Annotated in this window: 21 protein-coding genes; 9 read left to right on the top strand and 12 right to left on the bottom strand. The window is 71.6% G+C overall.

Annotated elements, in window-relative coordinates; all coding sequences use genetic code 11:
• Positions 1–30 precede the first annotated feature (30 nt).
• Positions 31–561, bottom strand: a complete 531-nt coding sequence (locus tag QBL25_RS18135) for a GtrA family protein (RefSeq protein ID WP_409058078.1) — start codon at positions 559–561, stop codon at positions 31–33.
• Positions 562–801: 240 nt separating this feature from the next.
• On the opposite strand from QBL25_RS18135, the gene QBL25_RS18130 reads away from it, so the two are divergent.
• Genes QBL25_RS18130 through QBL25_RS18120 form a run of 3 tightly spaced genes read left to right on the top strand, consistent with a single transcriptional unit; the run spans position 802 to position 3,681 of the window.
• On the top strand, positions 802–1,920 hold the full coding sequence (locus QBL25_RS18130) for a 5-(carboxyamino)imidazole ribonucleotide synthase (protein WP_409062690.1): 1,119 nt from the start codon (positions 802–804) through the stop codon (positions 1,918–1,920).
• Entirely contained in the window at positions 1,917–2,450 is a 534-nt protein-coding gene (gene purE, locus QBL25_RS18125) for a 5-(carboxyamino)imidazole ribonucleotide mutase (RefSeq protein WP_409058077.1), read from the top strand. The genes QBL25_RS18130 and purE overlap by 4 nt, the downstream gene beginning before the upstream one ends.
• Positions 2,451–2,454: 4 nt before the next feature.
• Entirely contained in the window at positions 2,455–3,681 is a 1,227-nt protein-coding gene (locus QBL25_RS18120; RefSeq protein WP_409058076.1) for a dipeptidase, read from the top strand.
• A 69-nt stretch (positions 3,682–3,750) separates the two neighbouring features.
• On the opposite strand, the gene QBL25_RS18115 is transcribed toward QBL25_RS18120, so the two are convergent.
• Positions 3,751–4,623, bottom strand: coding sequence for an alpha/beta hydrolase fold domain-containing protein (locus QBL25_RS18115; RefSeq protein WP_409058075.1), 873 nt, complete (start codon positions 4,621–4,623; stop codon positions 3,751–3,753).
• Positions 4,620–5,177: a quercetin 2,3-dioxygenase gene (locus tag QBL25_RS18110; RefSeq protein WP_409058074.1), complete on the bottom strand. Its 558-nt coding sequence runs from the start codon at positions 5,175–5,177 to the stop codon at positions 4,620–4,622. The genes QBL25_RS18115 and QBL25_RS18110 overlap by 4 nt, the downstream gene beginning before the upstream one ends.
• A 96-nt stretch (positions 5,178–5,273) precedes the next feature.
• Here QBL25_RS18110 and QBL25_RS18105 point away from each other — a divergent pair, with 96 nt between their 5' ends.
• Positions 5,274–5,744: a MarR family winged helix-turn-helix transcriptional regulator gene (locus tag QBL25_RS18105; protein WP_409058073.1), complete on the top strand. Its 471-nt coding sequence runs from the start codon at positions 5,274–5,276 to the stop codon at positions 5,742–5,744.
• A gap of 55 nt (positions 5,745–5,799) precedes the next feature.
• Here the strand turns inward: QBL25_RS18105 and QBL25_RS18100 are convergent, their stop codons facing one another.
• The gene (locus QBL25_RS18100; RefSeq protein WP_409058072.1) at positions 5,800–6,429 is read right to left on the bottom strand and encodes a TetR/AcrR family transcriptional regulator; all 630 of its coding nucleotides are present in this window, start codon (positions 6,427–6,429) and stop codon (positions 5,800–5,802) included.
• Positions 6,430–6,578: 149 nt separating this feature from the next.
• On the opposite strand from QBL25_RS18100, the gene QBL25_RS18095 reads away from it, so the two are divergent.
• A complete protein-coding gene (locus QBL25_RS18095; RefSeq protein ID WP_409058071.1) occupies positions 6,579–7,157 on the top strand; it encodes a hypothetical protein in 579 nt (192 codons plus the stop codon).
• Positions 7,158–7,250: 93 nt separating this feature from the next.
• Here QBL25_RS18095 and QBL25_RS18090 read toward each other — a convergent pair whose 3' ends face one another.
• On the bottom strand, positions 7,251–8,408 hold the full coding sequence (locus tag QBL25_RS18090) for an acyl-CoA dehydrogenase (protein WP_409058070.1): 1,158 nt from the start codon (positions 8,406–8,408) through the stop codon (positions 7,251–7,253).
• 189 nt (positions 8,409–8,597) lie between these two features.
• Between QBL25_RS18090 and QBL25_RS18085 the strand changes: the two genes are divergently transcribed.
• The gene (locus tag QBL25_RS18085) at positions 8,598–9,941 is read left to right on the top strand and encodes a UDP-glucose dehydrogenase family protein (RefSeq protein WP_409058069.1); all 1,344 of its coding nucleotides are present in this window, start codon (positions 8,598–8,600) and stop codon (positions 9,939–9,941) included.
• A 214-nt stretch (positions 9,942–10,155) separates the two neighbouring features.
• Here QBL25_RS18085 and QBL25_RS18080 read toward each other — a convergent pair whose 3' ends face one another.
• Positions 10,156–11,265 carry a dipeptidase gene (locus QBL25_RS18080; protein ID WP_409058068.1) on the bottom strand — a complete coding sequence of 370 codons (1,110 nt, stop codon included), beginning with the start codon at positions 11,263–11,265 and terminating at the stop codon, positions 10,156–10,158.
• A gap of 160 nt (positions 11,266–11,425) precedes the next feature.
• Positions 11,426–12,769, bottom strand: coding sequence for an LCP family protein (locus QBL25_RS18075; protein WP_409058067.1), 1,344 nt, complete (start codon positions 12,767–12,769; stop codon positions 11,426–11,428).
• Between the two features lie 129 nt (positions 12,770–12,898).
• Here QBL25_RS18075 and QBL25_RS18070 point away from each other — a divergent pair, with 129 nt between their 5' ends.
• Complete coding sequence (locus tag QBL25_RS18070) at positions 12,899–13,447, top strand: acyl-CoA thioesterase (RefSeq protein ID WP_351163175.1); 549 nt, start codon at positions 12,899–12,901, stop codon at positions 13,445–13,447.
• Positions 13,448–13,574: 127 nt separating this feature from the next.
• Here the strand turns inward: QBL25_RS18070 and QBL25_RS18065 are convergent, their stop codons facing one another.
• Positions 13,575–14,942, bottom strand: a complete 1,368-nt coding sequence (locus QBL25_RS18065) for an LCP family protein (RefSeq protein WP_409058066.1) — start codon at positions 14,940–14,942, stop codon at positions 13,575–13,577.
• A 284-nt stretch (positions 14,943–15,226) separates the two neighbouring features.
• On the opposite strand from QBL25_RS18065, the gene QBL25_RS18060 reads away from it, so the two are divergent.
• On the top strand, positions 15,227–16,285 hold the full coding sequence (locus QBL25_RS18060; RefSeq protein ID WP_409058065.1) for a glycosyltransferase family 2 protein: 1,059 nt from the start codon (positions 15,227–15,229) through the stop codon (positions 16,283–16,285).
• A 115-nt stretch (positions 16,286–16,400) separates the two neighbouring features.
• Here QBL25_RS18060 and QBL25_RS18055 read toward each other — a convergent pair whose 3' ends face one another.
• The 4 genes from QBL25_RS18055 to QBL25_RS18040 all read right to left on the bottom strand — a co-directional run bounded on the left by QBL25_RS18055 (position 16,401) and on the right by QBL25_RS18040 (position 22,318).
• Complete coding sequence (locus QBL25_RS18055; RefSeq protein ID WP_409058064.1) at positions 16,401–18,047, bottom strand: LCP family protein; 1,647 nt, start codon at positions 18,045–18,047, stop codon at positions 16,401–16,403.
• A gap of 74 nt (positions 18,048–18,121) precedes the next feature.
• A complete protein-coding gene (locus QBL25_RS18050; protein ID WP_409058063.1) occupies positions 18,122–19,855 on the bottom strand; it encodes an LCP family protein in 1,734 nt (577 codons plus the stop codon).
• 227 nt (positions 19,856–20,082) lie between these two features.
• Positions 20,083–21,414 carry an LCP family protein gene (locus QBL25_RS18045; protein ID WP_409058062.1) on the bottom strand — a complete coding sequence of 444 codons (1,332 nt, stop codon included), beginning with the start codon at positions 21,412–21,414 and terminating at the stop codon, positions 20,083–20,085.
• Between the two features lie 148 nt (positions 21,415–21,562).
• Complete coding sequence (locus QBL25_RS18040; protein ID WP_409058061.1) at positions 21,563–22,318, bottom strand: TIGR03089 family protein; 756 nt, start codon at positions 22,316–22,318, stop codon at positions 21,563–21,565.
• A 137-nt stretch (positions 22,319–22,455) separates the two neighbouring features.
• On the opposite strand from QBL25_RS18040, the gene QBL25_RS18035 reads away from it, so the two are divergent.
• A complete protein-coding gene (locus tag QBL25_RS18035; protein WP_409058060.1) occupies positions 22,456–23,838 on the top strand; it encodes an N-acetylmuramoyl-L-alanine amidase in 1,383 nt (460 codons plus the stop codon).
• Positions 23,839–23,963: the final 125 nt, after the last annotated feature.

The raw sequence follows: 23,963 nt of genomic DNA, 5'->3' as shown, positions 1-23,963 counted from the left end.
CCCGGCGGGCGCGCTGGCGGGTGCCGGGCCCTAGCGGGTGCCGCGCACGGCGGGACGCTTGCCGGCGTCCCGCGCGGCCGCGGGCCCGTCCTCCAGGAACGATTCCGCACGGGCGACGGTCTCCCGCGCCGGAAGGGCCTTGAACACCCAGGTGCGGTAGGACCAGAAGCGGAAGCAGGTCGCGATGCCGATGCCCACGAACTTGAAGACGTTGCGCTGGAGCGGGCTGTCCCAGTCGAAGCCGTAGATCGCCGCGTACAGGACGCCGTTCTCGATCACCAGGCCGACCGCGCTGAAGACCAGGAACAGCGTGAGCTCCTTGGTGCGGGAGCTCTTGTCGCGGTCGCGGTACGTGAAGTAGCGGAAGCCCACGTAGTTGAAGGCGATGGCGACGACGGTGGCGATCACGTTCGCGCGCACGGCCTGGAGGTCGGTGGTGTGCCACAGCAGGTTGGAGACGCTGAAGTTCACCAGCGTGCCCAGCGCCCCCACGGCACCGAACTTGGCCACTTCGCGCGCGAGCTGGTCCAGTCGCACCCGTAGTGCGCCACGTTCCGTCATGGTGGTCGCCCCAACCCCCGTCGTCGATTCGTTCCGGTGTCGTCGTCACGTCGACGTAAGTGGTGTTTCGGTCGCGTCAACCCAGCCATGCTAACCAGCGAGTCCCGTTCGTCGCGCGGGGACGCCTCCACACTGTGGCGGCTCTGTGACGGGAGAGCCCGTCCGGTGCCGGAAACCGGCCGTTCCCGGGTGGCCGATACGGGCCGATACCCTGGGGGTGTGACGTTCCCGGTAGTCGGCATGGTCGGCGGCGGTCAGCTCGCCCGCATGACCCACGAGGCGGGCATCCCCCTCGGCCTCAAGTTCAAGCTCCTCAGTGACACCCCTCAGGACTCCGCGGCGCAGGTCGTCGGCGATGTCGTCATCGGCGACTTTTCCGACCTCGACACGCTGCGCGAGTTCGCGAGGGGCTGCGACGTGATCACTTTTGATCACGAACACGTACCCACCGAGCATCTACGCGCCCTGGAGGCGGACGGCATCCCCGTGCGCCCGGGGCCGGCCGCGCTGGTGCACGCCCAGGACAAGGGCGTGATGCGCGAGAAGCTCACGGAGATCGGTGTGCCCTGCCCGCGCCACCGGATCGTGCGCGATCCGGCCGACGTGGCGGCCTTCGCGGCCGAAGGCGACGGGTTCCCCGTGATCCTCAAGACGGTGCGTGGCGGCTATGACGGCAAGGGGGTGTGGTTCGTGCGTTCGGTCGAGGACGCCGAAGATCCCTTCCGGGCCGGTGTCCCCGTGCTGGCCGAGGAGAAGGTCGACTTCCGGCGTGAGCTCGCGGCGAACGTCGTCCGCTCGCCGCACGGCCAGGCCGTTGCCTACCCCGTCGTCGAGTCCCAGCAGGTCGACGGCGTCTGCGACACGGTCATCGCACCGGCCCCCGGCCTCTCCGAGGACCTCGCGGGCCAGGCGCAGGAGCTGGCGCTCCGCGTCGCCAAGGAGCTCGGCGTCGTCGGGCACCTGGCGGTCGAGCTCTTCGAGACGCGCGACGGCCGCATCCTGGTGAACGAGCTGGCGATGCGCCCGCACAACTCGGGCCACTGGACGCAGGACGGGGCGATCACGTCCCAGTTCGCCAACCACGTGCGCGCGGTCCTCGACCTGCCCCTCGGTGACCCGCGCCCGCGGGCGAAGTGGACGGTCATGGCCAATGTCCTGGGCGGCGACTACCCGGACATGTACCAGGCGTACCTGCACTGCATGGCGCGCGACCCGCAGCTGAAGATCCACATGTACGGCAAGGACGTGAAGCCCGGCCGCAAGGTCGGCCACGTCAACACCTACGGCGACGACCTGGACGACGTGCTGGAGCGCGCCCGTCACGCGGCCGGCTATCTCAGAGGAACGATCACCGAATGACCGCACCTGTAGTTGGCATCGTCATGGGCTCGGACTCCGACTGGCCGGTCATGGAGGCCGCGGCCAAGGCCCTCGACGAGTTCGAGATCCCCTACGAGGTCGACGTCGTCTCGGCGCACCGCATGCCGCGCGAGATGGTCGCGTACGGCGAGGAGGCCGCGGACCGCGGCCTCAAGGCGATCATCGCCGGGGCCGGCGGCGCCGCGCACCTGCCGGGCATGCTCGCTTCGGTGACGCCCCTGCCGGTGATCGGCGTGCCCGTGCCGCTGAAGTACCTCGACGGCATGGACTCGCTCCTGTCCATCGTGCAGATGCCCGCGGGCGTGCCGGTGGCGACGGTCTCGGTGGGCGGCGCGCGCAACGCGGGCCTCCTCGCGGCCCGCATCCTGGCCGCGCACGACCCCGAGATCCTGGGCCGCATGCGGGAGTTCCAGCAGGAGCTGAACGAGCAGGCCACGGAGAAGGGCAAGCGGCTGCGGACCAAGGTCGAAGGCCAGGGTTCCGGTTTCGGCTTCGGTTCGGGAAAGTGAGCGCATGACCTCTCCCGATCTGCCCGGCTCCTCCGGCCTCTCCGAGCTGCCCGCTCTGCCCGACGCCCGCGCCCTGCTCGCCGACTTCCCGGTCGTCGACGGTCACAACGACCTGCCCTGGGCGCTGCGCGAGAAGGCGGGGTACGAACTCGACCGCCTGGACATCGCGGCCGACCAGACGGGCCACCTCCACACGGACATCGCGCGCCTGCGGGCGGGCGGGGTCGGCGCCCAGTTCTGGTCGGTGTACGTCCGCTCGGACCTGGCGGGCGACGCGGCGGTGAGCGCGACCCTCGAACAGATCGACTGCGTCGAGCAGCTGCTCGCGCGCTACCCGAAGGACCTGCGCCGCGCGCTGACGGCCGCGGACATGGAGGAGGCGCGGGGCGAGGGCCGTATCGCGTCCCTGATGGGCGCCGAGGGCGGCCACTCCATCAACAACTCCCTCGCCACCCTGCGGGCGCTGCACGCACTGGGCGTCCGCTACATGACGCTGACCCACAACGACAACATCGCGTGGGCGGACTCGGCGACGGACGAACCGGGGGTGGGCGGCCTGTCGCCGTTCGGCCATGAGGTGGTCCGGGAGATGAACCGCACCGGCATGCTCGTGGACCTCTCCCACGTGGCGGCGACGACGATGCGGGCGGCCCTGGACACCTCCGTGGCGCCGGTGATCTTCTCGCACTCCTCGTCGCGCGCGGTCTGCGACCACCCGCGCAACATCCCGGACGACGTACTGGAACGCCTGTCGGCGAACGGCGGCGTCGCGATGGCCACCTTCGTCCCGAAGTTCGTCCTCCAGGCCGCGGTCGACTGGACGGCGGCGGCCGACGAGAACATGCGGGCGCACGGCTTCCACCACCTGGACACGACACCGGAGGCGATGAAGGTCCACGCGGCCTTCGAGGAGTCCGTGCCGCGCCCGGTGGCCACGGCCGCGACCGTCGCCGACCACCTCGACCACATGCGCGAGGTGGCGGGCGTCGACCACATCGGCATCGGCGGCGACTACGACGGCACGGCGTTCACGCCGGACGGCCTCGACGACGTGGCGGGCTACCCGAACCTGATCGCGGAGCTTCTGACCCGCGGCTGGTCGAAGCCGGACCTGGCCAAGCTGACGTGGCAGAACGCGGTCCGCGTGCTCGGCGCCGCGGAGGACGTGGCGCGGGACGTGCGGACCCGGCGCGGCCCGTCGAACGCGACGCTCCAGCAGCTGGACGGCTGAGGGCTCCACGACAGAGGTGACACGGGGGCGGGGGCGGCCGATCGGCCGCCCCCGCCCCCGCGTCGTGCCTCAGGTCCCCAGACCCCGCGCGAACCGCAGCGAGCGCGCGAAGACCTCGTCCACCGCCACGTCGGACGCGCCGTGCCAGCCATGGTCGGCGCCCGGCACCACACGCAGCTCCACCGGCACACCCGCCTCCCGCAGCCGGGCCGCGAGCGCCTCGCTGTGGGCGCCCGGCACCATCGTGTCCCGCTCGCCGTGCACCAGCAGGAAGGGCGGGGCCCCGGGGTGCACCCGCGTGACGGGGCTGGCGGCTCGGGCCCGCTCGGGCACGGCGGCGGGGGCGGCGCCGAGGAGCAGGGCTTCGGGGGTCGTGGCGCTGCGCGGGTCGAAGGGCCCGCGGGGGAGCGTCAGGTCGCTCGGGGCGTACCAGACCACGGCTCCGGCGGCCCCGACCGCGGGGTCGAGCGCCAGGAGCGAGGCCAGGTGGCCGCCCGCGGACTCGCCCCACACCACGGTCCGTGCCGTGTCGACGCCGAGCTCCGGCGCGCGCAGCGCCAGCCAGCGCAGCGCCGCCCGCAGGTCGTCCAGCGGGGCGGGGAAACGGGCCTCGCCGCTGAGCCGGTAGTCGGCGCAGGCCACCGCGAGGCCCGCCGCGGCGATGCGGGCGAACGGGCCCGGATCCCAGTGCCGGGTCCGCGGGCCCAGGTCGTCACGGCGCCCTCGCCGCCAGGCCCCGCCGTGCACGAACAGGACGAGCGGGGCGGGCCCGTCCGCGGGTTCCGGCAGCCAGAGGTCGAGTTCCAGCGGGCGGCCCCCCTCGACCTCGCCGTACGGGACACCGCGCAGGTGCCGCGGGCCCGGCGCCGGACGCGGGACGGGCGGGAGCGGCGCGACGTCCGGGTGGGGCGCGGCGATCAGGGCCCGCAGGGTGTCGCTCACCGGGTGTGCCACCGGTGCTCGGGCAGGAAGCGCACGTCGTACCGCTCGGGGACGGTGGCGAACTTGCCGGGCGTGGGCACGACGGGTTCGCGCGGCAGGCCGAGGTCGTCGGCGGGCGCCCCCAGGGTCTCGAAGAACCGCTCGAAGGTGCCGCCGGGGCCCGCGGCGACGCCGACGACCTGGCTGTGGTGGCGCTCCATGCGGTAGGCGTGCGGGCAGTTCTTGGGCACGAAGCCGAAGTCGCCGGGGGTGAGGAGCTTCTCCTGCTGCTCGCCGTCGAGGTCCTCCACGAACAGCCGGACGGCGCCCTGGGTGACGTAGAAGACCTCGTACGTGTCGGGGTGCAGGTGGGCGGGGATGACGTCGCCCTTGGGGCCCTCGACGGTGAAGAAGTTGAAGCCGTTCTCGGTCTGCTCGCCGCCCGCGTAGATGGTGACCAGGTCGCCGAAGAGATGGGCGCGGTCGCCCTCGCCCTTTTCGATGACGTAGGGCTTGCCCGGTTCGGCGGGGATGCGCGAGGAGCGCCGGTGGCGGGTGGCGTACTCGATGGTCATGGCTCTCCCGGGGGTGCGGTGCGACACGCTGGAATGTCAGGCAGCCTGACATAGTAACGAGGGGTCGGGCAAGCCGTCGGCGCATAGGCTCTGGCCATGCACGCCACCGGCCGCAACCTCCCCCAACTGCTCGGCGACGCCCGCCGCTGGTTCGAGGACGCGCTCCTCGCGACCCTGGAGGAAGCGGGGGAGGCCCCGGTGTCCCCGACGCAGGCGGGCCTCTTCGCCGTCCTGGACGCGGAGGGCACCACGGTCTCCGAGCTGGCGCGCCGGATGGGCGTCACCCGCCAGACGGCCCACCAGGCGGTGCACGGCCTGGTCGCGGCGGGCCTGCTCGAACAGGTCCCCGACCCCTCCTCCGCGCGCCAGCGCCTGATCCGCCGCACCGAGGAGGGCGCCCGCACGCACCGCAGGGCGGAACTGGTCCTGCACCGCGTGGAACAGGAGCTGGTCACCCGCCTCGGGGAAGCGCCGGTCCGCGCCCTGCGGGCGGCCCTGGAACTCCCGTGGGGGAGCCCGCCGGTCCTGACTCCGCCCGACGGGAAAGGGCTGAAGGCTGAGGGGTGAGGGCTGAAAGCTGAGAGGTGAGGGCGGTGGCGGGCGGGTCTGTGCCCGCGCGCGCTTACTCCTGCGGGGCCCGTGCCGCGCCTGACGGGGCCATCGGGGTCGTGCGCGCGGGGGCGGTCAGGAGGCCTTCGACGCCCTCCAGGAACGTCTCGGAGATCAGCGCCGGATCGAAGAGGCAGCCGGCCGCCATGGCTCCGTCCCGCAGCATGACGAAGTGCCGCCCCGCCGCGTCGGCGGGCGCGCAGCCGGCCTGCGCCAGCACGTCCGTGACGGTCTCCAGGAACCACTGCCGGTGCGCCAGCACGGCCCGGTGGACCGGGTGCTCCGGGTCGGGGAACTCGGCCACCGCGTTCAGGAAGGCGCACCCGCGGAACCCGGAGTACTGGATGCCCCCGGTGATGGTCCGGGCGACGGCACGGACCCGGTCGGCCGGCGTCCCGCCCTCCGTGAGGGCGGCCTCGACCTGCGCGCGCATGCCGTGGTCGGCCTGCTGGAGGTAGGCGAGGATCAACTCCTCCTTGCCCTTGAAGTGCCGGTACAAGGTGGCGCGGGTGACCTTGGCCTCCGCGGTGATCCGGTCCACGCCGACGGAGTGGATGCCTTCCGCGTAGAAGATCCGGGTCGCCGTGTCGAGCAGGCGGGCCCGTGCCTCGGACGTGCTCCCGCCTTCTGTGCGCGCGCTCATGGCGTCCACCGTATCAGCCGGGTGAGGGAGAACGTTCGGTCTTGACAAGGGGGTGGCCGCGCCCTTCAATGAAAAAAGAGACCGAACGTTCTCCCTCATCGTTCGGGCGTCATGCCCGCGCCACGCGCTTCCACCGGAAGGACCCCCTCATGGACACCGCCGTCGCCACCCCCGCCCCCACGGCACCCGCCACCGCGGCAGCAGCCTCCGCGGCACTGCGGAGGCTGTACCTCGTGCGCTTCGCGTTCGCCGCGGTCTGGGCCGCCCTGCTGTTCACGTCCGCGGGCACACTGGGCGTCCTCAGCGCGACCCTGCTGGTGGTCTATCCCCTGTTCGACCTGGCGTGCGCGGTCGTCGACGCCCGGGCCGCCCGCGCGGCCGGCGGACCGGTGCGCGGCCTCCACGTGAACATCGCGCTCAGCGCCCTGACCACCGCGGGTCTGGTCGCCGCGGCGTCCTCCGGCATCCCGGCCGTCCTGCGGGTCTGGGGCGCCTGGGCCATCACCGCGGGCGTCGTCCAGCTGATCGTCGGCGTCCTGCGGCGCGGCATGGGAGGCCAGTGGCCGATGATCGCCAGCGGCGCCATCTCCACCCTCGCCGGAGCCTCCTTCGTCGCACAGGCCGGCAAGGACGACGCCTCGCTGAGCACGCTCGCCGGCTACGCCCTGCTCGGCGGGATCTTCTTCCTGGTCTCGGCCCTCCGCCTGAACCGCACCCCGGGCCGCTGACCCGGCGGCGGGCCCTGCCCCCGCCCCCCCACGCACATCGCCCTCCCCCTGTGACAGGGAGAGGGCGACGGACGAGCGGTGGTGCGGTGCGGGTTACGGCAGGTTGCGGGCCATGACGATCCGCTGGACCTGGTTCGTGCCTTCGTAAATCTGCGTGATCTTCGCGTCGCGCATCATGCGCTCGACGGGGTAGTCACGGGTGTAGCCGTAGCCGCCGAGCAGCTGGACGGCGTCCGTGGTGACCTCCATCGCCACGTCCGAGGCGAAGCACTTGGCGGCCGCGCCCTGGAAGGTGAGATCCGCGTCGCCGCGCTCCGACTTGGCCGCCGCCGCGTAGGTGAGCTGACGCGCGGCCTCGATCTTCATGGCCATGTCCGCGAGCATGAACTGCACGCCCTGGAAGTCGCCGATCGGCTTGCCGAACTGCTTGCGCTCCTTGACGTACCCCTTGGCGTAGTCCAGGGCGCCCTGGGCGATGCCGAGCGCCTGGGCCGCGATCGTGATGCGGGTGTGGTCCAGGGTCTTCATCGCCGTGGCGAAGCCCGTGCCCTCCGCGCCGATCATGCGGTCGGCGGGGATGCGGACGTTGTCGAAGTAGACCTCGCGGGTCGGCGAGCCCTTGATGCCGAGCTTCTTCTCCGGGGCGCCGAAGGAGACGCCCTCGTCCGACTTCTCCACGACGAAGGCCGAGATGCCCTTCGAGCGCTTGGAGGGGTCGGTCACGGCCATCACCGTGTAGTACTCCGAGACGCCCGCGTTGGTGATCCAGCGCTTCACGCCGTTGAGGACCCAGGAGTCCCCGTCGCGCACGGCCCTGGTCTTCATGCCCGCCGCGTCCGAACCGGCGTCCGGCTCGGAGAGGCAGTACGAGAACATGCCCTCGCCCTTGGCCAGCGGCGTCATGTACTTCTTCTTCAGCTCCTCGGACCCGGAGAGGATCACGGGGAGGGAGCCCAGCTTGTTCACGGCCGGGATGAGCGAGGACGAGGCGCACACGCGGGCCACTTCCTCGATCACGATGACCGTGGCGAGCGCGTCGGCGCCCGTGCCGCCGTAGCTCTCCGGGACGTGCACGGCGTGCAGGTCGGAGGAGACGAGGGCGTCGAGCGCCTCCTGCGGGAAGCGGGCCTCCTCGTCCACGGCCGCGGCGAACGGCGCGATCTTCGCCTCGGAGAGCGAACGGATCGCGTCGCGGAGCATGTCGTGCTCCTCGGACGGGCGGTACAGGTCGAAATCAGCCGATCCGGCCAAGGTCTCTCACGCTCCAAGGATGCTAATTACCGTTAAGTAACCCAAATTTTAGAGGGCGGCTCACGTGAGGGATACGTGAGCTTGCCGACAGCGGCCGTTCCGCGGGCGGCGATGGCGGAAACGTGCCCGGTCAAGGGCCCGACTATGCTCGGGCACCGCACTGACGGCCGTAGACCCCTGGAGCACCGCATGGCCCTCAAGATCACCGTGATCGGCACCGGCTACCTCGGTGCGACGCACGCCGCGGCCATGGCCGAGCTCGGTTTCGAGGTGCTCGGCCTCGACGTCGTGCCCGAGAAGATCGAGATGCTGCAGCGGGGCGAGGTCCCCATGTACGAGCCCGGCCTGGAGGAGCTGCTGCGCAAGCACGTCGCCGGGATCGAGGGCTCCAGCGGGCGGCTGCGCTTCACCATGGACTTCGCGGAGGTCGCGGCCTTCGGCGACGTGCACTTCGTCTGCGTGAACACCCCGCAGAAGCACGGCGAGTACGCCTGCGACATGAGTTACGTCGACAGTGCCTTCGCGCAGCTCGCCCCGCACCTCACGCGCCCCGCGCTGGTCGTCGGCAAGTCGACCGTGCCGGTCGGCTCGGCGGACCGCCTCGCGCGCGAACTGGCCGCGAACGCCCCGGCGGGCGCCGAGGCCGAGCTGGCCTGGAACCCCGAGTTCCTGCGCGAGGGCTTCGCCGTCAAGGACACCCTGCACCCGGACCGCATCGTCGTCGGCGTCCGCAGCGCGCACGCCGAGAAGCTCCTGCGCGAGGTGTACGCGGGTCCGGTCGGCGAGGGCTCGCCCTTCGTCGTGACGGACTTCCCGACCTCCGAGCTGGTGAAGACGGCCGCCAACTCCTTCCTCGCCACGAAGATCTCGTTCATCAACGCGATGGCCGAGGTGTGCGAGGCCGCGGGCGGCGACGTGGTGAAGCTGGCCGAGGCGCTCGGGTACGACGACCGGATCGGCAAGAAGTTCCTGCGGGCCGGGATCGGCTTCGGCGGCGGCTGCCTGCCCAAGGACATCCGGGCGTTCATGGCGCGGGCGGGGGAGCTGGGCGCCGACCAGGCGCTGACCTTCCTGCGGGAGATCGACTCCATCAACATGCGGCGCCGCGGGCAGATGGTGGAGATGGCGCGCGAGGCGCTGGGCGGCGGCTCCTTCCTGGGCAAGCGGGTCGCGGTACTCGGCGCCACGTTCAAGCCGGACTCCGACGACGTACGTGACTCGCCCGCGCTGAACGTCGCCGGGCAGATCCACCTCCAGGGCGGCCAGGTCACGGTCTACGACCCCAAGGGGATGGTGAACGCGGCCCGGCTCTTCCCGACGCTCGGGTACGCGGAGACGGCCGTGGACGCGGTCAGGGGCGCGGACGTGGTCCTGCACCTCACGGAGTGGCGCGAGTTCCGCGAGCTCGACCCGGCCGCGCTCGGCGAGGTCGCGTCGGACCGCCTGATCCTGGACGGCCGCAACGCACTGGACCCCGCGGTGTGGCGCGCGGCGGGCTGGACGTACCGGGCGATGGGCCGCCCCTCCGCCTGAGCCCGGGGCCGTGCGCCGAGTTCTTCGTGTGCACGCCGACCCCGCCGGGCACCCGTCGGAACCCTGCGCGACATCGTGGTCGGCTGTCCGGATCCCGGGTCTGCGCCGATCCGGCGGGGCATCCCTTCTGCCTCTGCCGGATCGACGCGGACCGAGCCGCGGGCCGCCTGAGCCGTCAGCCGTATCGGCCGACCGAGGCGTCAGCCGTCAGTCCTCAGCCGCCCGCCTGTCTGCGCAGCCGTTCCCGTGCCGCCCGTGCCGCGAAGTCCGCGCCACGCAGCGCCCGTTGGACGTTGCCCCAGGTCAGGCGGGCGAGGTCGTCGTCGGACCAGTCACGTGCGACGAGTTCGGCGACGAGGTGCGGATAGCGCGAGGTGTCGGCCAGACCCTCGGGGTGCGTGGACGGGGTGTCGTACGTCCCCGAGAGGCCCACGCACTCCGGGCCCGCGAGCCGGCGTACGTGCTCGATGTGGTCGGCGACCTCGCCGATCGTCGCACCGGTCTGCTCGGCCGCCAGGGGCACCAGGCACAGGCCCTTGGCGGCGCCGAGCGCGCCGAGCAGCTCGTCCGGCAGGTTCCCCGGTGCGTCCCGCAGCGCGCGGGCCCCCGAGCGGCTGAACAGGACGGGCGCCTTGGAGACGGCGAGCACCCGGTGCGCGGTGGCCTCGGAGGCGCCCGACAGCTCGGCGAGCACCCCGGTCCGGTTCAGCTCGCGCACCACCTCCTCGCCGAACGGCGTCAGACCGTCGGGGCCCGCCCACGACGTGCCGGAGAGGGTGAGCGAGCACAGGCCGAGGGCGTGCAGGGCGCGCAGCGTGGCGAGCGAGTCTCCCAGCGCCTCCGCGCGCGCCGGGCCCATCAGGATCGCGATGCGTCCGCAGTGCCGCGCGTCGGCCACCTCGGACGCCGAGCGGGCCAGCCGCAGCCCCTCGGAGTGGGCGGCGACGACGTGCTTGACGAGGTCGAGCTGTTCGAGGGTCGCGCCCAGGACGCGGTCGGCGGGGACGCTGTCCGGCACGTGCACGGACCAGAGCTGCGCTCCCACGCCGCCGGCCCGCAGCCGGGGCACGTCGGCGTCCACGGCGCTGTCGCCGAGCTCCAGGTCGTACCAGGGCAGTCCGCGCAGGGCCCAGGGCAGCCCGCTGAAGCCGTCGGCGACGGGGTGGGCGGCGAGCAGCGCGCGGGCGCGCCGCAGCGGGTCCGGCGCGGCTTCGCGCACCGGTCCCGGCTCGGATATCGGTGGGGGCTCGGGGGACCGCGCGGGGGGCCGGTCGAGCGCCCCGGCTTCGGCGGTGGTGTCGGGTCGGACCTGCAGTTCTGCCATGGGGGTGCTCCGGACTTAAGGGTGGGTCCGGTCCACCGTGACACGCGGGAGCCGCGGCTTCACGGCGGGCGAAGCGTTCGGGGTACGGGGCCGCGGCTGCGGCACGCGAAGGGCCCCGCCGAGCGAACGGCGGGGCCCTTGTGGCGTGGGCGGGAGTCGGTCAGCCGCCGGAGACGGTGACCTTCTCGTCGTTGTTCAGCTGCTGCACCATCTGCTTGACCTTGGCCTTGTCCCACAGGAGGTTGCCGCCGGTGGAGCCCGCGAGCGGCATGTTCATGGACTTGCCGTCGCCGCCGGTGACGCCCTTCATGGCCCAGAACATGGACGCCACGTCGAACAGGCCCATGTCCTTGTCGACGATCAGCGTGTCCAGGCCCGCGCCCATCGTGGGGTAGAGCTTGAAGGGGTTCATGACCGTGCCCGGCGTCGCCGCCTGGTTGGCCAGGGCCGCGAGGAACTTCTGCTGGTTCTTGGTGCGGTCCAGGTCGCTGCCCGGCAGGGCGTAGCGCGTACGGACGAAGGCCAGGGCCTGCTTGCCGTCGAGGGTCTGCTTGCCCGCCTCGAAGTCGGCGCCGGACTTCTCGTCCTTGAAGCCCTTGGGGATGTCCATCTCGACGCCGCCGACCGCGTCCACGATCTTGGCGAAGCCGCCGAAGCCGATCTCGGCGTAGTGGTCGATCTTCAGGCCGGTGTTGTACTCGACGGTGCGCACCAGCAGCTCGGGGCCGTCCTCCGCGTACGCCGCGTTGAGCTTCGTCTGGCGGCCCTGGTTCGGGTAGAGCTTGCCGGACTCGGCGCCCTTGAAGGACGGGATCGTGACGTTCGAGTCGCGGGGCAGGGAGATCATCGTGTTCCCGCCGTCGTCCGCGACGTGCAGGATCATCATCGAGTCCGTGCGCTTGCCCGGGGCGGAGCCCGTGTGGAGTTCCTGCTTGTCCTCGTCGGACATGCCCTCGCGGCTGTCGGAGCCGACGATCAGGTAGTTCGTGCCGGCGCCGCCCTCGGGGCGCTCGATGACCTTGGAGAGGTCGACCTCGCGCTTGAGCTTGGAGTCGGCCCAGAAGTACGTCCCGATGGAGACGGCGAGCAGCACCACGACCAGGGTGATCGAGCCGATCTTGATGCGGCGGCGCCAGTTCGGGGCGGGGCGGGAGGCGCGGGGGCCGTACCCGTCGTCGCCTTCGCCGCCCTGGCGGTAGCCGCCGCCCTGGCCGCCGGCGTTCGGTGAGCCGTAGACCTGGCCGGTGTTGTAGCCGCTGTCGTAGCCGTCCTGGCGGGGGCTCCGGGGCTCGAACATCTCGTCGCGGGCGTCGCCGTACGGCTGGCCGTACCCGTCGTCGTACGCGGGCTGCTGGGGGACGCCTCCCGCCTGCTGCTGGCCCGGTCGGCCGGACGGGCCGCCGCGCTGGACATGCCGCATCCTGCGGGCGCCCTCAGGCTGCGCGCTCCCGCTGCCACGGCCGTACGCGCGGCCGTTGCCCTGGTCGTCAGGCCAATCGCTCATGTGGCCCAGTGTGCCGTCTCCGGCCATGTGCCTCACAGGGCAGACGGGATTTCGGTTCAGGGCTGTTGCAGAGCTGATGCAAAGCGGCCGGGCGCGGCCGTCCCGTACGTCAGACATAGGGTGGAGCTCATGACAGACCTGGCCCCCGGCACGGAATCGGAGATTCCGGGCAAGCCGACATCGGCGTCCCGCACGACTCTCAGCCACATCATGACCCACGGCGACACCAACCTCCTCGGCACGGTGCACGGCGGTGTGATCATGAAACTGGTGGACGACGCCGCGGGGGCCGTCGCCGGACGGCACTCGGGCGGACCGGCCGTCACCGCGTCCATGGACGAGATGGCCTTCCTGGAGCCGGTGCGCGTCGGCGACCTGGTCCATGTGAAGGCGCAGGTGAACTGGACGGGCCGCAGCTCCATGGAGGTCGGCGTCCGGGTCCTGGCCGAGCGCTGGAACGAATCCACGCCCGCGCAGCAGGTCGGCTCGGCCTACCTCGTCTTCGCCGCCGTCGACGCGGACGGCAAGCCGCGGGGCGTGCCGCCGGTGCTCCCGGAGACCGAACGGGACCGCCGCAGGTACCAGGAGGCGCAGATCCGGCGCACCCACCGCCTCGCGCGCCGCCGGGCCATCAAGGAACTGCGCCAGGCACGGGCCGCCGAGGGCCTCGACGACTGAACGCCGGACGCCGGACGCGGGAGCGTCGGGGAAGCTGAAAGCCGGAAGCCGGAAGCCGGAAGCCGGAACCGAAAGCCGGAAACCGTCCGGCCACCCGACGCGGTAGCGCCCTCGGGGAGCCGCCCCCTCACGCGTTCTGCCGGCACACCACCTGGTCGCCGGTCAGCGCTCCGAACTCGCCCTGGTAGGCGTCCTCGGCCCGCACCGGCCTGACCCGCTTGAAGTCCTGGCCCGCGAAGACCTTCAGCGTGGCCCCCTGGCCCTTCACCGCCCGCAGCTGGCTGCCGGGCAGCGCCGTCGCCAGCGACTTCGCCGAGCGGTCCCACCGCGGGTCGAACGCGACGACGGTGCGCTTGAGCGGGGCGCCCGGCAGATTGCCCGGGGCCCGCGAGGTGCGGAAGCCGGTGGCCCGCAGGCCGCTGTCGACCCGCTTGCCCAGGCCCGGCAGGCCCGTGGCGTTGTCGACCTGCACCCGGATCTGCTGCGGCGACACGTCCACGATGGCCTTGCGCGCGGTGTTGTGCGCGGCCAGCGGCCGGTCGTCGCGCAGCGCCTGGAAGAGCTTCGCCGACTTCGCCGGGTCCCACTTCAGCGTCGAGCCGATGCCCGGCACCAGCACGCCCTTGCTGCGCAGCGGCACGGTGGTGAACTCCGACGACGACGGCGAGAAGCCCCGCATCGCCCGCCCCAGGGCCAGCATCTCGTTCGTCCCGAAGCCCTCGTCGGCCCGGACCGAGCCGAGCAGCGTCCGGGACACGTCACGGAACTTCAGCGGGTTGAGCAGCACCCCGCTGCCGGTCGCCTTCGAGATCAGCGCCGCCAGGAACCGCTGCTGGCGCTGCATGCGCCCCAGGTCCGACGAGCCGTCGACGTGCCGGGTGCGGACGTACTGGAGCGCCGCGCCGCCGTTCAGCTTGTGCGTGCCCACCGCCAGGTCGAGGCCCGTGTAGGAGTCCTTCAGCGGGCGGGTCGTGCAGATCTCGACGCCGCCGAGCACGTCCACGGTCTTCATGAAGCTGGTGAAGTCGACCTCCAGATAGTGGTCGATCTTGACCTTCGTCATGTTCTCGACGGTCCGCACGGTGAGGTTGGGGCCGCCCTCCGCGTACGCCGCGTTCAGCTTGACCGGATGCGGCCGGTGCTTGTCGCCCGAGTTCCGGTCGACGTGCTCGGGCATCTCGGCGTAACTGTCCCGGGGCAGGCTCACGACGCTGGCGCGGTCCCGGTCCTCCGAGATGTGCACGATCATGACCGTGTCCGTGCAGTGACAGGGGGCTCCGCCGAGGCGGTACTTCTCCTTCTCGGCCTTGGTGATCTTCTCCCGGCCGTCCGTGCCCACCAGCAGGACGTTCATGCCGTTGCCGGCCTTGGGCCGGTTCTTCATGTCCTTGAAGGCGTCCACCCGGGCGATCTCGGTGCCCAGACCGGTGACGACCCCGTGCCCGATCCCGGCCGCCGCAAGCACCGTCACGGAGACGGTGACCGCCACCCGCATGACCCACCGCGGCCGCCTGCGCTGCTGGGCCGGCCGCCCCGCCGGCGGCTGCGCGGGCTGACTCGCACGGGGCGGACGCGGGCCACGCGGGGGCGGGGTGGGGGAGCGGCGGGGCGGTGTGGGCACGTGGGGGGACACCTCCGCGGTGACGGGCCTGGCCGGACGGGAAGGGACGCGTGATGGGCCGGGGGACGCGAGAACCGTAGGCCCATACGATCTGCGACCCGGGGCAGCAGGCCGGGCGGCGCGCACCCGTGTCCCCCATTCGCGGTAACGTGACACCGATGAACGCGACGCCCGACGAGCAGCTTCCTGCCGTATCCGTGATCATGCCGGTGCTCAACGAGGAACGGCATCTGCGTGCTGCCGTCTCCGCGATCCTGGAGCAGGAGTACGACGGGGAGATGGAGGTCGTCGTCGCGCTGGGTCCCTCCACGGACCGCACGGACGAGATCGCCGCCGAACTGGTCGCAGAGACCGCGGGCCACCGCGCGCGGGTGCAGACCGTGCCGAACCCCACGGGCCGCACTCCCGCGGCCCTGAACGCCGCGATCAAGGCCTCCAGCCACCCGATCGTGGTGCGCGTGGACGGCCACGGCATCCTGTCGCCCGGCTACATCGCCACGGCCGTACGCCTCCTGGAGGAGACCGGCGCGCAGAACGTCGGCGGCATCATGCACGCCGAGGGCGAGAACGACTGGGAGCACGCGGTCGCCGCCGCCATGACGTCGAAGATCGGCGTCGGCAACGCGGCCTTCCACACGGGCGGCGCGGCCCAGCAGGCCGAGACCGTCTACCTCGGCGTCTTCCGGCGCGCGGCCCTGGAGCAGCAGGGCGGGTACAACGAGGAGTTCATCCGCGCCCAGGACTGGGAGCTGAACTTCCGCATCCGTGAGGCGGGCGGCCTCATCTGGTTCTCGCCCGAGCTGAAGGTGCAGTACCGCCCCCGGCCGAGCGTGAAGGCGCTCGCCAAGCAGTACAAGGACTACGGCCGCTGGCGCCACGTCGTCGCCCGCTACCACGAGGGCTCCATCAACCTGCGCTACCTCGCCCCGCCGACCGCGGTCTGCGCGATCGCGGCGGGCGTCGTGGTGGGCGCCCTGGTCACGCCCTGGGGCTTCGTCGTCCCGGCCGGCTACCTCGCGGCGATCACGGCCGGCTCGCTGCCCGCGGGCAAGGGGCTGCCGCTGAAGGCGCGCCTCCAGATCCCCGTGGCGCTCGCGACCATGCACATGTCGTGGGGCTGGGGCTTTTTGACCAGCCCGCGGTCCCTGGCCAAGAAGGTCATCGCCTCCCGCCGCCCGGCCGTCCTCGACGAGGTCCGGGGCACGAGCGAGGTCTGAGGCACATCCCGGGCGGCGGACGCCCGAGCGGACCCCGACGGACCCTGACGGACCCCGACGGACCCTGACACACCACGACGGACCCGGCCCACCCCTGGTGGGCCGGGTCCGTCCGTCACTTCCAGGTGAACTGCGGGTCCACGTGCATGCACGCCTTCTTGTCCGAGCCGTTGAGCGCCTCGGCCGAGTCCGGCGTCTTGTCGCTCTGCTTGGACTTGGGCGGGGTGTTCCCCTCCCGCCAGTCGGCGCCGACGACCAGGGTGACCCCGGAGACGTCCGTCGACTTCTTCACCGAACTCAGCTTCATCCCGAGGGACTTGGCGACCCGCTGGGCGTCGCCCTCCAGGTCGGCGCTCGGGAACCTGACGACGGTCTTCTCCTGGGCGAGCGCCGTCGTCGTGTCGGCCGCCGCCTTGGCGAAGCCCTTCCCGGCGAGGATCTGCGTCACCGTGCTCGCCCGCCCGCTGACCGGCGGTTCGACGTCGGTACGGGTGCCGTTCTGCACCTGCACGGCGATCTCGTCGTCCGCCGCAGCCGGATCGTCCGAGAGCTTCTCCTTGGCCGGCTTCTTCTTGCCCTTGCCGTCCAGCGAGATGTCGTCGCGCACGAGACGGAACAGCTGCTCGGCGTCGCCCGGCTTGGGGATGACGCGCGCGCCCACGTACTCGTACGGCATGGTCGTCATCGTGGTCCGCTCCGGGGAGACCTTCTTCAGCTCGTTGCTGAGGTCGTAGAGCTTCTTCACGGTGCCCAGGCCGTCGTCGACCTTGAGCGCCTCTGTGGCCGTCTCGGCGAGCCTGCGCAGCTTGTTGGGGCTGCTCAGGTTGGCGTTGTCCCGCAGCTCGCGCACGAGCGAATTCATGTACATGTGCTGGGCCTTGGCCCGGCTGATGTCGGTGCCGCCGTCGAAGCCGTAGCGGGTGCGCAGCCACTGGAGGGCCTGCTCGCCCTTGATGTCCGTGGTGCCCTTCCGCAGCTTCAGACCGGAGCCGTGGCCCTGGCTGTCGCGCGAGTGGATGTTGGCGTCCACACAGACCGGTACGCCGCCGATGGCGTCGGCCATGGAGACTACCCCCGCGAAGTCGACCTCCATGAAGTGGTTGATGTGGATGTTGGTGAGCTTCTCCCAGGTGGCGACCGTGCAGCCGGGGCCGCCGCGGCCCAGCGTCTGGTTCGTCATCGTGCGCTGCGTCGACGCCTCGTAGACCTTGCCGTCGTCCGGGTCGGTGCACTTGGGGATGTCGAGCAGGGTGTCGCGCGGCATGCTGATGACCGACATGTTCGTGCGGTCGGCCGACAGGTGCAGCAGCATCTGGACGTCGGCGAGCGGTGTGCCGCCGAAGGTCTCCTTGGCGCCGCCGAGCTTCTGGTTCTCCTTGGAGTCCCGCGCGTCCGAACCGATGAGCAGGATGTTCAGCGGGGTCTGGCCCGCCGCGTTCGGCGTGGGCTCGGGCGCCCGGTGCTCGCCGAGGTTCAGGTCGTCGGTCTCCAGGTTGTCGTTCAGATGCTGGTACCAGAGGTACCCGGCGCCGGCCGTGCCCAGGATGAGCACCGACAGGATCGTCGCCGACCAGCGGAGTATCCGGCGTCTTGGACGCGGTGCACGCCCGCCACCGCCACCACCCCCGCGGCCCCGCTTCCGATGCCCACTGCCCGCCGAGGGCTCCCCTCCCTCGTGCGGCGGGCTCTCTTCCAAGCCAAGATCACTGGCGTGCGGGACGCGTGGTCGCGCCCCCTCCCCACGCACGCTGCTCTTCCCCATCCCCTGTCCCTCCCCGCGCTACCCCGAAATACGGCCGTCCTGCGCCCAGTGAGACGCAGAACGGCCGCCTCAGGTCACTTCGCACACACAGTCTTGTCCGCTTCGACCTTCTGAATGCCCTCCGGCGCCTTCGACGGAGTGCTGATCGGCACCCCGGCCCCCTTGAAGTCGCCGCCGAGCGTCAGCTTGATGGCGGGAAGCCCCTGCGAGTTCTTCTCGCTCTTGCCGGGCTTCATGGCGGAGCCGGAGAGCCCCATGACGTCGGCGAGCCGCCGGGCCTGGTCGGCCTGGTCGGGCGCGTACTCCAGCGTCGTCTTCTTCAGGTCGGACGGCGCGTTGCCGAGCTGGCTCGCCTTGGCCATGCCCTCAGTGTTCTGCAAGTACGTGAGAGTTGCCTGAGCGGCGCCGGTCTTTCCGCTGCCGTTGTAGATGTTCACGCGCACGTCGGAGGCCGCGGACTTGCTGCCCTTGAGCCGGGCGGCCACCGCCGCCTTCTCCTTCTTCTCCTTCTTCTTCACCGCGGTCAGCGACTCGTCCGCGCGCATCATGGCGAAGAGCGGGTCGGCCTTGGCCTCGTTCACGACGACCGTCGTGTGGACCTTCTCCGCCGGGTTGTCGACCACGGGCACGGTCGCGAAGCTGAGGTTCTTCATGTCGAGCTTGCCGAGCTCCATGCCCAGGTCGCGGAGCTTCATGATGTCCGCGATCTTGGAGTCGACCGTGAGCGCCTTCGTGCCCGCTTCGGCCAGCTTTATCATCTTCGTCGGGCTGGTCAGCGTGTCGTTCGACTTGAGCTTGCGCATCAGCGAGCTGAGGAACTGCTGCTGCAACTCGATGCGGCTCAGGTCGCCGCCGGTGCCCACGGAGTGGCGCGTGCGGACGAACGCCAGCGCGTCCTCGCCCTCGATGGTGTGCTTGCCCGCGGGCAGCTTCAGATGCGAGTCCGGGTCGTCGATGTCCTTGGCCAGGCAGACGTCGACGCCGCCGACCGCGCTGGAGAGCGTCTTGACCGCGTTGAAGTCGGCCACCATGAAGTGGTCCGGCACGATCCCGGTGATCTCCGTGACCGTGCGCATGGTGCAGCTGGGCGTGCGCTCCTTCTGCCCGAGGCTCTCGTTGAAGCGGGCCCCCTGGCTGCCGGGGATCGTCTTCTTGGAGCCGTCCTCCATCGTCGTCGGGCAGTCCGGAATGTCCGTGATCATGTCACGCGGAATGCTCAACGCGGTGGCGTTCGTACGGTCCTTGGAGACGTGCAGCAGGATCGTCGTGTCGGCGTGGCCGACGCTGTTCTTGTCGCCGTACTTCTCGTTGCCCTTGCCGCTGCGCTTGTCCGTGCCCATCACCAGGATGTTGATGGCGCGGTCCTTGCTGAAGCCGCCGGTGCTCGCGCCGTCGTCGGCGATCGAACTGATGTTGTCGTTGAGGTGCTGGTAGTAGACGTACCCGCCGACACCCACCGCGACCAGGACGAAGGCGAGCGAGCCGCCCGTCCACATCAGGATCTTCTTGCCCTTGGCCTTCTTCGGCTTCTGCTTGCGCCGGCCGCCGGCGGCCTCTGGCTGCGGAGCCCGCCTCCTGCGCTGCGGCGGCACGTCACGCTGCTCGTCACGCTTCTCGTCGCGCCGGCCGTCGCCGCGGCCGCGCGTTCCCTGGCGTGTCGAGGACCGCGTCGATCTGCGGGGTCCAGGCACTGCCGACTGCCCTCCGGAAGGGCTCAGTCGCAGTTCGTAATCGCCGGTGTCCGGGTTGAGAACCCACTGGTCTGCGGGGTCGATGTTCTCCGCCCGCCCACGGCCTTGCGCGTCCACGGTTGTCTGCGTCCTCCGTCGGGGCCACGCGGCGCCATTCCCCCCTCAAGAAAGGCGCTCGGTCAGTCGTTCAGCGGTGCGCGGCCCGGAAGGGCCCTGCGCACCGGATCGCTCACACTATCCGGCCAGTTCAGCGCTGAACGACGCCGGTGACAAATTCCACTCCCCTACAACTGGGCAATCCGCCCTATTTCTTTGTTCGGGCGGTCTTGCGCTTGAGGATGGCTTTACTCGCAGGTCGTTCCGGCGGCCGTGTTGCCGCGGAATGTGGGAGCGGGGCTGGGCGGCGGAGAAGGGTCGTCGGGCTTCTCGTCGCTGTAGTCGTCCGCCGAGTTGCCGGAGTCGTCGTAGTCCCCGGAGTCCTCTGAATCGTCGTACTCCGAGGAGTCTTCGTAGCCCTCGGCCCGCTCGTCGCGGGGCGAGGTCGAGGGCGCGGTGCGCGTCACTTGAAGGGGTGCGTCCGTTCGGAGCCGGGTGAAGAGTTCGTCAGCCGCGGGCTCCACGAGTTCATCCCGATTGGCGTCGTAGACATACGACCGCCGGGGCACCGTGAGGAACTGCACCTGTTCTGTGGGGATGTTGCGCATGCCGCGCACCAGTTCGTACAAACCACGCAAACTCGCCAGCGCCGGGTCCGTGGTCAGCGAAGAAGTGGCGGCGTCGAGAACCGGATAGAGCTTCGCCGGATTGAGCAGGACGTCATTGCTCTGCACCTTGTTGACGAGCGCCGCGAGGAACTGCTGCTGGCGGTCCATCCGGTCGGTGTCGCTGCCGTTGCCGATGCTCTTGCGCGCCCGCACGTAGCCGAGGGCCTGCTCGCCGTCGAGGGTCTGCTTGCCCGCGGCGATCCGCAGATGGGCGTCGCGGTCGTTGATCGGGGCCTTGAGGCAGACCTGGACGCCGTCGACCGCGTCGACCATGTCCTTGAACCCGGCGAAGTCCACCACCATGTGGTGATCGACCCGGATCTTGGTCATCTTCTCGACCGTACGGATGGTGCAGGCCGTCCCGCCGAACTCGTAGGCCCAGTTGAACTGGGCGAACTGGGCCCGCGTCCGCGAACCGTCGCTCTTGCGGCAGCGGGGGATGTCCACCATCACGTCCCGCGGGATCGACACCGCGGTCGCGCTGCGCCGGTCGGCCGCGAGGTGCAGCAGGATCGTGGTGTCGGAGCGCTGGGTGCCCGGATCGCGGCCGTACTTCTTGTTGCCGCGCCCGGAGCGGGTGTCGGAGCCGATCAGGAGGATGTTCTGCGCGCCGTGCACCAGCGCCGTCGGGCGCTCCTTGTCGTAGCGCGCCAGCTCCGCCGCCGCGTCGGTGTCCTCGGTGATGTTGCCGTCGAGCTTGTTGTAGATCGCCCAGCCCGCGCCCCCGGCCACCAGGACGAGCCCGGCGGCGCCCATCGCGGTCCAGCGCAGCCAGCGCCGCCTGCGCCGGGCGACGCCCGCACCCGTGGGGCTCGACCCCGCGCCGGGTCCGTACGTGACCGTCGGCTCAGGCGGGGCGCCGTCCGGGTCCGGTCGTTCCGGTCCGGCGGGCGTGCCTGCGGTGTCGGACACGTGTGGGGCCACCCCTCGTAGCGACGTCGGTGCATGGTGCGCTCTTACGACCATGGACCGGCGGGGCGCCGGGGGCCTGCGGGCCAGGGGCCCGGCTGAGCCGAACGGGGGAGGCGGGGGACGGCCGGGGGCAGCGGGAGGCGCGGCGCTACTTGACGGTGGCCGTGACCCGCTCGTCCTCGATCCGCTTCGCCAGACCCGCAGCGGCGAGCTGGTCGAGGTGGCGGCAGAGCACCACGGAGCCGCCCGCGGCCAGCGGGGCGTACAGACCGGCGCTCAGGCCCTCCCAGGTGTCGTACGCAAGGCCGGACAGGAGCCGGGAGCCGGGCGCGAGCCCCTGCGCGGCGGCATCGGCGCGCGCCCGCTCCACCAGCCCGGCACCCGTCAGCTCGCCCGCCCCGGCGACCGCGAGGGCGGCCTCCTGCGGATCCACGGGCGCGTACGGCACGAAGCGGTCGCCCTGGCTCGGCACCTCGACCGCGTAGTCCGCGAAGCCCTCGGGGGTCTGCGGGAAACGCCCGCCGAGCGGCCGCAGCGCCAGCGCGACCCGCTCCCCGGAGCAGGTTCGCGCCACGTCGAGCGAGGTGGGGCCGCTGACGACGAGATCGGCGGCGGCCGGGTCGCCGCCCACGTCCGCGACGACGCCGACGGACGAGCAGGCGAGCAGCCAGACCGCCGTCTGCCAGTGCGCGGGCAGCAGCAGCGCGAGCCGGTCGCCGGGCTGGGCGGCGAGATCGTCCTGGAGCAGATTGGCGGTCTTGGCCACCCAATTGGCGAAGGTGGCCACGGACAATTCGACGCGCTCGCCGGTGGCGTCGTCGTAGAAGGTGATGAGCGGGCGGCCCGGGTCCGCGGCGAGCGCGGATCGCAGCAGGTCGGCAGGGGTGCGGTCGGTGGCGTTCACGGGCGCAAGGGTACGCGCGTGCTCCGCGGCGCCCGGGCGTGGCGGGGGAGTGCGGGCCACCGGTTCGGCGGAATGAACCGACGGTCCGTCAATTCCCCAATGGACAGAAGTGTGGGGTTATGCCAACTATCAGACGTATGCGTGGATTTCTAGCTTCCTCGATCGGCGTCACGTGCGCGGCCGCCCTGGCCCTGCCCCTCACCCTGCCGTCGTCCGGCGCCCGTGCCGCGACCCCGGCCGCGGTATCGCCCGCCGGGCCTTCCGTGGAATCGGTGCCGGGCAGCACCCAGTCACTCGCGCTCACCCCACTCGGCTCCGACCGCTCCTCGGGCGGCGGCGCGTCCCGCGAACAGGGCCTGCTCCAGCGGGAGGTCCGGCCCTTCTCCCTGGTAGGCGTCATCTGGGACGACCCGGACGACGAACTGCACGGCAGCGTCCAGGTCCGCACCCGGGCCAGCGGCACCGGCAGCTGGTCCGGCTGGCAGCCCGTGGAGACGCACAACCACGACCACGCCGCGGACCCCGACGACCCGGAGCGGGCCACGGGCCGGGTCCGCGGCTCCACGGCACCCCTGTGGGTCGGCGACTCCGACGGGGTCGAGATCCGCGTACGGGGCGAGGCGGCGCAGCACCGGGGCGCCGAGCGCTCCCCGCGGGACCTCGCCGGACAGGCGCTCCCGGCGGGCCTGCGGCTCGAACTCGTCGACCCCGGGGCCGAGCCGCCCCCGCAGGGCTCCGTCCCCGAAGGCCCCCGTGCCCCGGCCTTGACCGCCGAGACGGCCGCCGCGTCCGCGGTCAACGCCGACCTCGCCCCGCTCGGCGCCGCCGTCATCCCCGAGCTCTCCAAGAAGGAGACGGAGGCCGACCTCCTCGCGGCCCGCGGCGGCCCGGAGACCGCGGGCAAGGCCAGGCCCTACGTGGGTCCCCGGCCGCGCATCATCACCCGCAAGGGCTGGGGCGCGGACGAGAAGCTCCGCGAGAAGGACTTCGCGTACACGAAGTCGGTGAAGGCGGCGTTCGTGCACCACAGCGCGTCCGGCAACAACTACCGCTGCTCACAGGCGGGCTCGGTGCTGCGGAGCATCTACCGGTACCACGTCAAGAGCAGCGGCTGGCGTGACTTCGGCTACAACTTCGCCGTCGACAAGTGCGGAAGCATCTACGAAGGACGTGCCGGAGGTGTGGCCAAGCCCGTCCTCGGGGCCCACACTCTCGGTTTCAACACCAACAGCATGGGCATCGCCGTCCTCGGCAGCTTCGGGTACTCCAGTCCGCCCGCGGCCGCGGTCAACGCCGTCGCCCGGCTGAGCGCCTGGAAGCTCGGCCTGTACGGCGCCAATCCGCGCGGGAAGACCTACCTGAAGTCCGGGGGAGGGAATCTGTACAAGAAGGGCAGCAAGGTCCGGCTCCACGTGATCTCCGGCCACCGGGACGGCTTCGCCACGGAGTGCCCCGGCAGCCGCCTCTACCAGAAGCTGGGCAAGGCCCGCTCCACCTCGGCCAGGTACCAGGGCCGCTGAGTCCGCGGCACGGCACACGACCCGTACCGCACGGCGCACGGCCCGTACCGCCCGGCGTACGACCCGCACAGCACTCCGCACGACCGGTACAGCACACCGCACGACCCGCACAGCGCACTGCACGA

Origin of the sequence: Streptomyces sp. SYP-A7185, from assembly GCF_046103685.1 — a bacterium.
GTDB lineage: Bacteria > Actinomycetota > Actinomycetes > Streptomycetales > Streptomycetaceae > Streptomyces.
Note: the sequence above shows the minus strand (reverse complement) of the source record. Positions and strands in the feature narration are given on the sequence as shown.

What these genes read in the sequence shown, in the direction of transcription:
- purE (WP_409058077.1), top strand. Translation starts at nt 1,917, where the DNA reads ATGACCGCACCTGTAGTTGGCATCGTCATGGGCTCGGACTCCGACTGG.
- QBL25_RS18105 (WP_409058073.1), top strand. Translation starts at nt 5,274, where the DNA reads ATGCACGCCACCGGCCGCAACCTCCCCCAACTGCTCGGCGACGCCCGC.
- QBL25_RS18035 (WP_409058060.1), top strand. Translation starts at nt 22,456, where the DNA reads ATGCGTGGATTTCTAGCTTCCTCGATCGGCGTCACGTGCGCGGCCGCC.
- QBL25_RS18130 (WP_409062690.1), top strand. Translation starts at nt 802, where the DNA reads ATGGTCGGCGGCGGTCAGCTCGCCCGCATGACCCACGAGGCGGGCATC.
- QBL25_RS18080 (WP_409058068.1), bottom strand. Translation starts at nt 11,265, where the DNA reads ATGGCAGAACTGCAGGTCCGACCCGACACCACCGCCGAAGCCGGGGCG.
- QBL25_RS18095 (WP_409058071.1), top strand. Translation starts at nt 6,579, where the DNA reads ATGGACACCGCCGTCGCCACCCCCGCCCCCACGGCACCCGCCACCGCG.
- QBL25_RS18085 (WP_409058069.1), top strand. Translation starts at nt 8,598, where the DNA reads ATGGCCCTCAAGATCACCGTGATCGGCACCGGCTACCTCGGTGCGACG.
- QBL25_RS18120 (WP_409058076.1), top strand. Translation starts at nt 2,455, where the DNA reads ATGACCTCTCCCGATCTGCCCGGCTCCTCCGGCCTCTCCGAGCTGCCC.
- QBL25_RS18075 (WP_409058067.1), bottom strand. Translation starts at nt 12,769, where the DNA reads ATGAGCGATTGGCCTGACGACCAGGGCAACGGCCGCGCGTACGGCCGT.
- QBL25_RS18100 (WP_409058072.1), bottom strand. Translation starts at nt 6,429, where the DNA reads ATGAGCGCGCGCACAGAAGGCGGGAGCACGTCCGAGGCACGGGCCCGC.
- QBL25_RS18070 (WP_351163175.1), top strand. Translation starts at nt 12,899, where the DNA reads ATGACAGACCTGGCCCCCGGCACGGAATCGGAGATTCCGGGCAAGCCG.
- QBL25_RS18060 (WP_409058065.1), top strand. Translation starts at nt 15,227, where the DNA reads ATGAACGCGACGCCCGACGAGCAGCTTCCTGCCGTATCCGTGATCATG.
- QBL25_RS18135 (WP_409058078.1), bottom strand. Translation starts at nt 561, where the DNA reads ATGACGGAACGTGGCGCACTACGGGTGCGACTGGACCAGCTCGCGCGC.
- QBL25_RS18055 (WP_409058064.1), bottom strand. Translation starts at nt 18,047, where the DNA reads ATGGGGAAGAGCAGCGTGCGTGGGGAGGGGGCGCGACCACGCGTCCCG.
- QBL25_RS18110 (WP_409058074.1), bottom strand. Translation starts at nt 5,177, where the DNA reads ATGACCATCGAGTACGCCACCCGCCACCGGCGCTCCTCGCGCATCCCC.
- QBL25_RS18065 (WP_409058066.1), bottom strand. Translation starts at nt 14,942, where the DNA reads ATGCGGGTGGCGGTCACCGTCTCCGTGACGGTGCTTGCGGCGGCCGGG.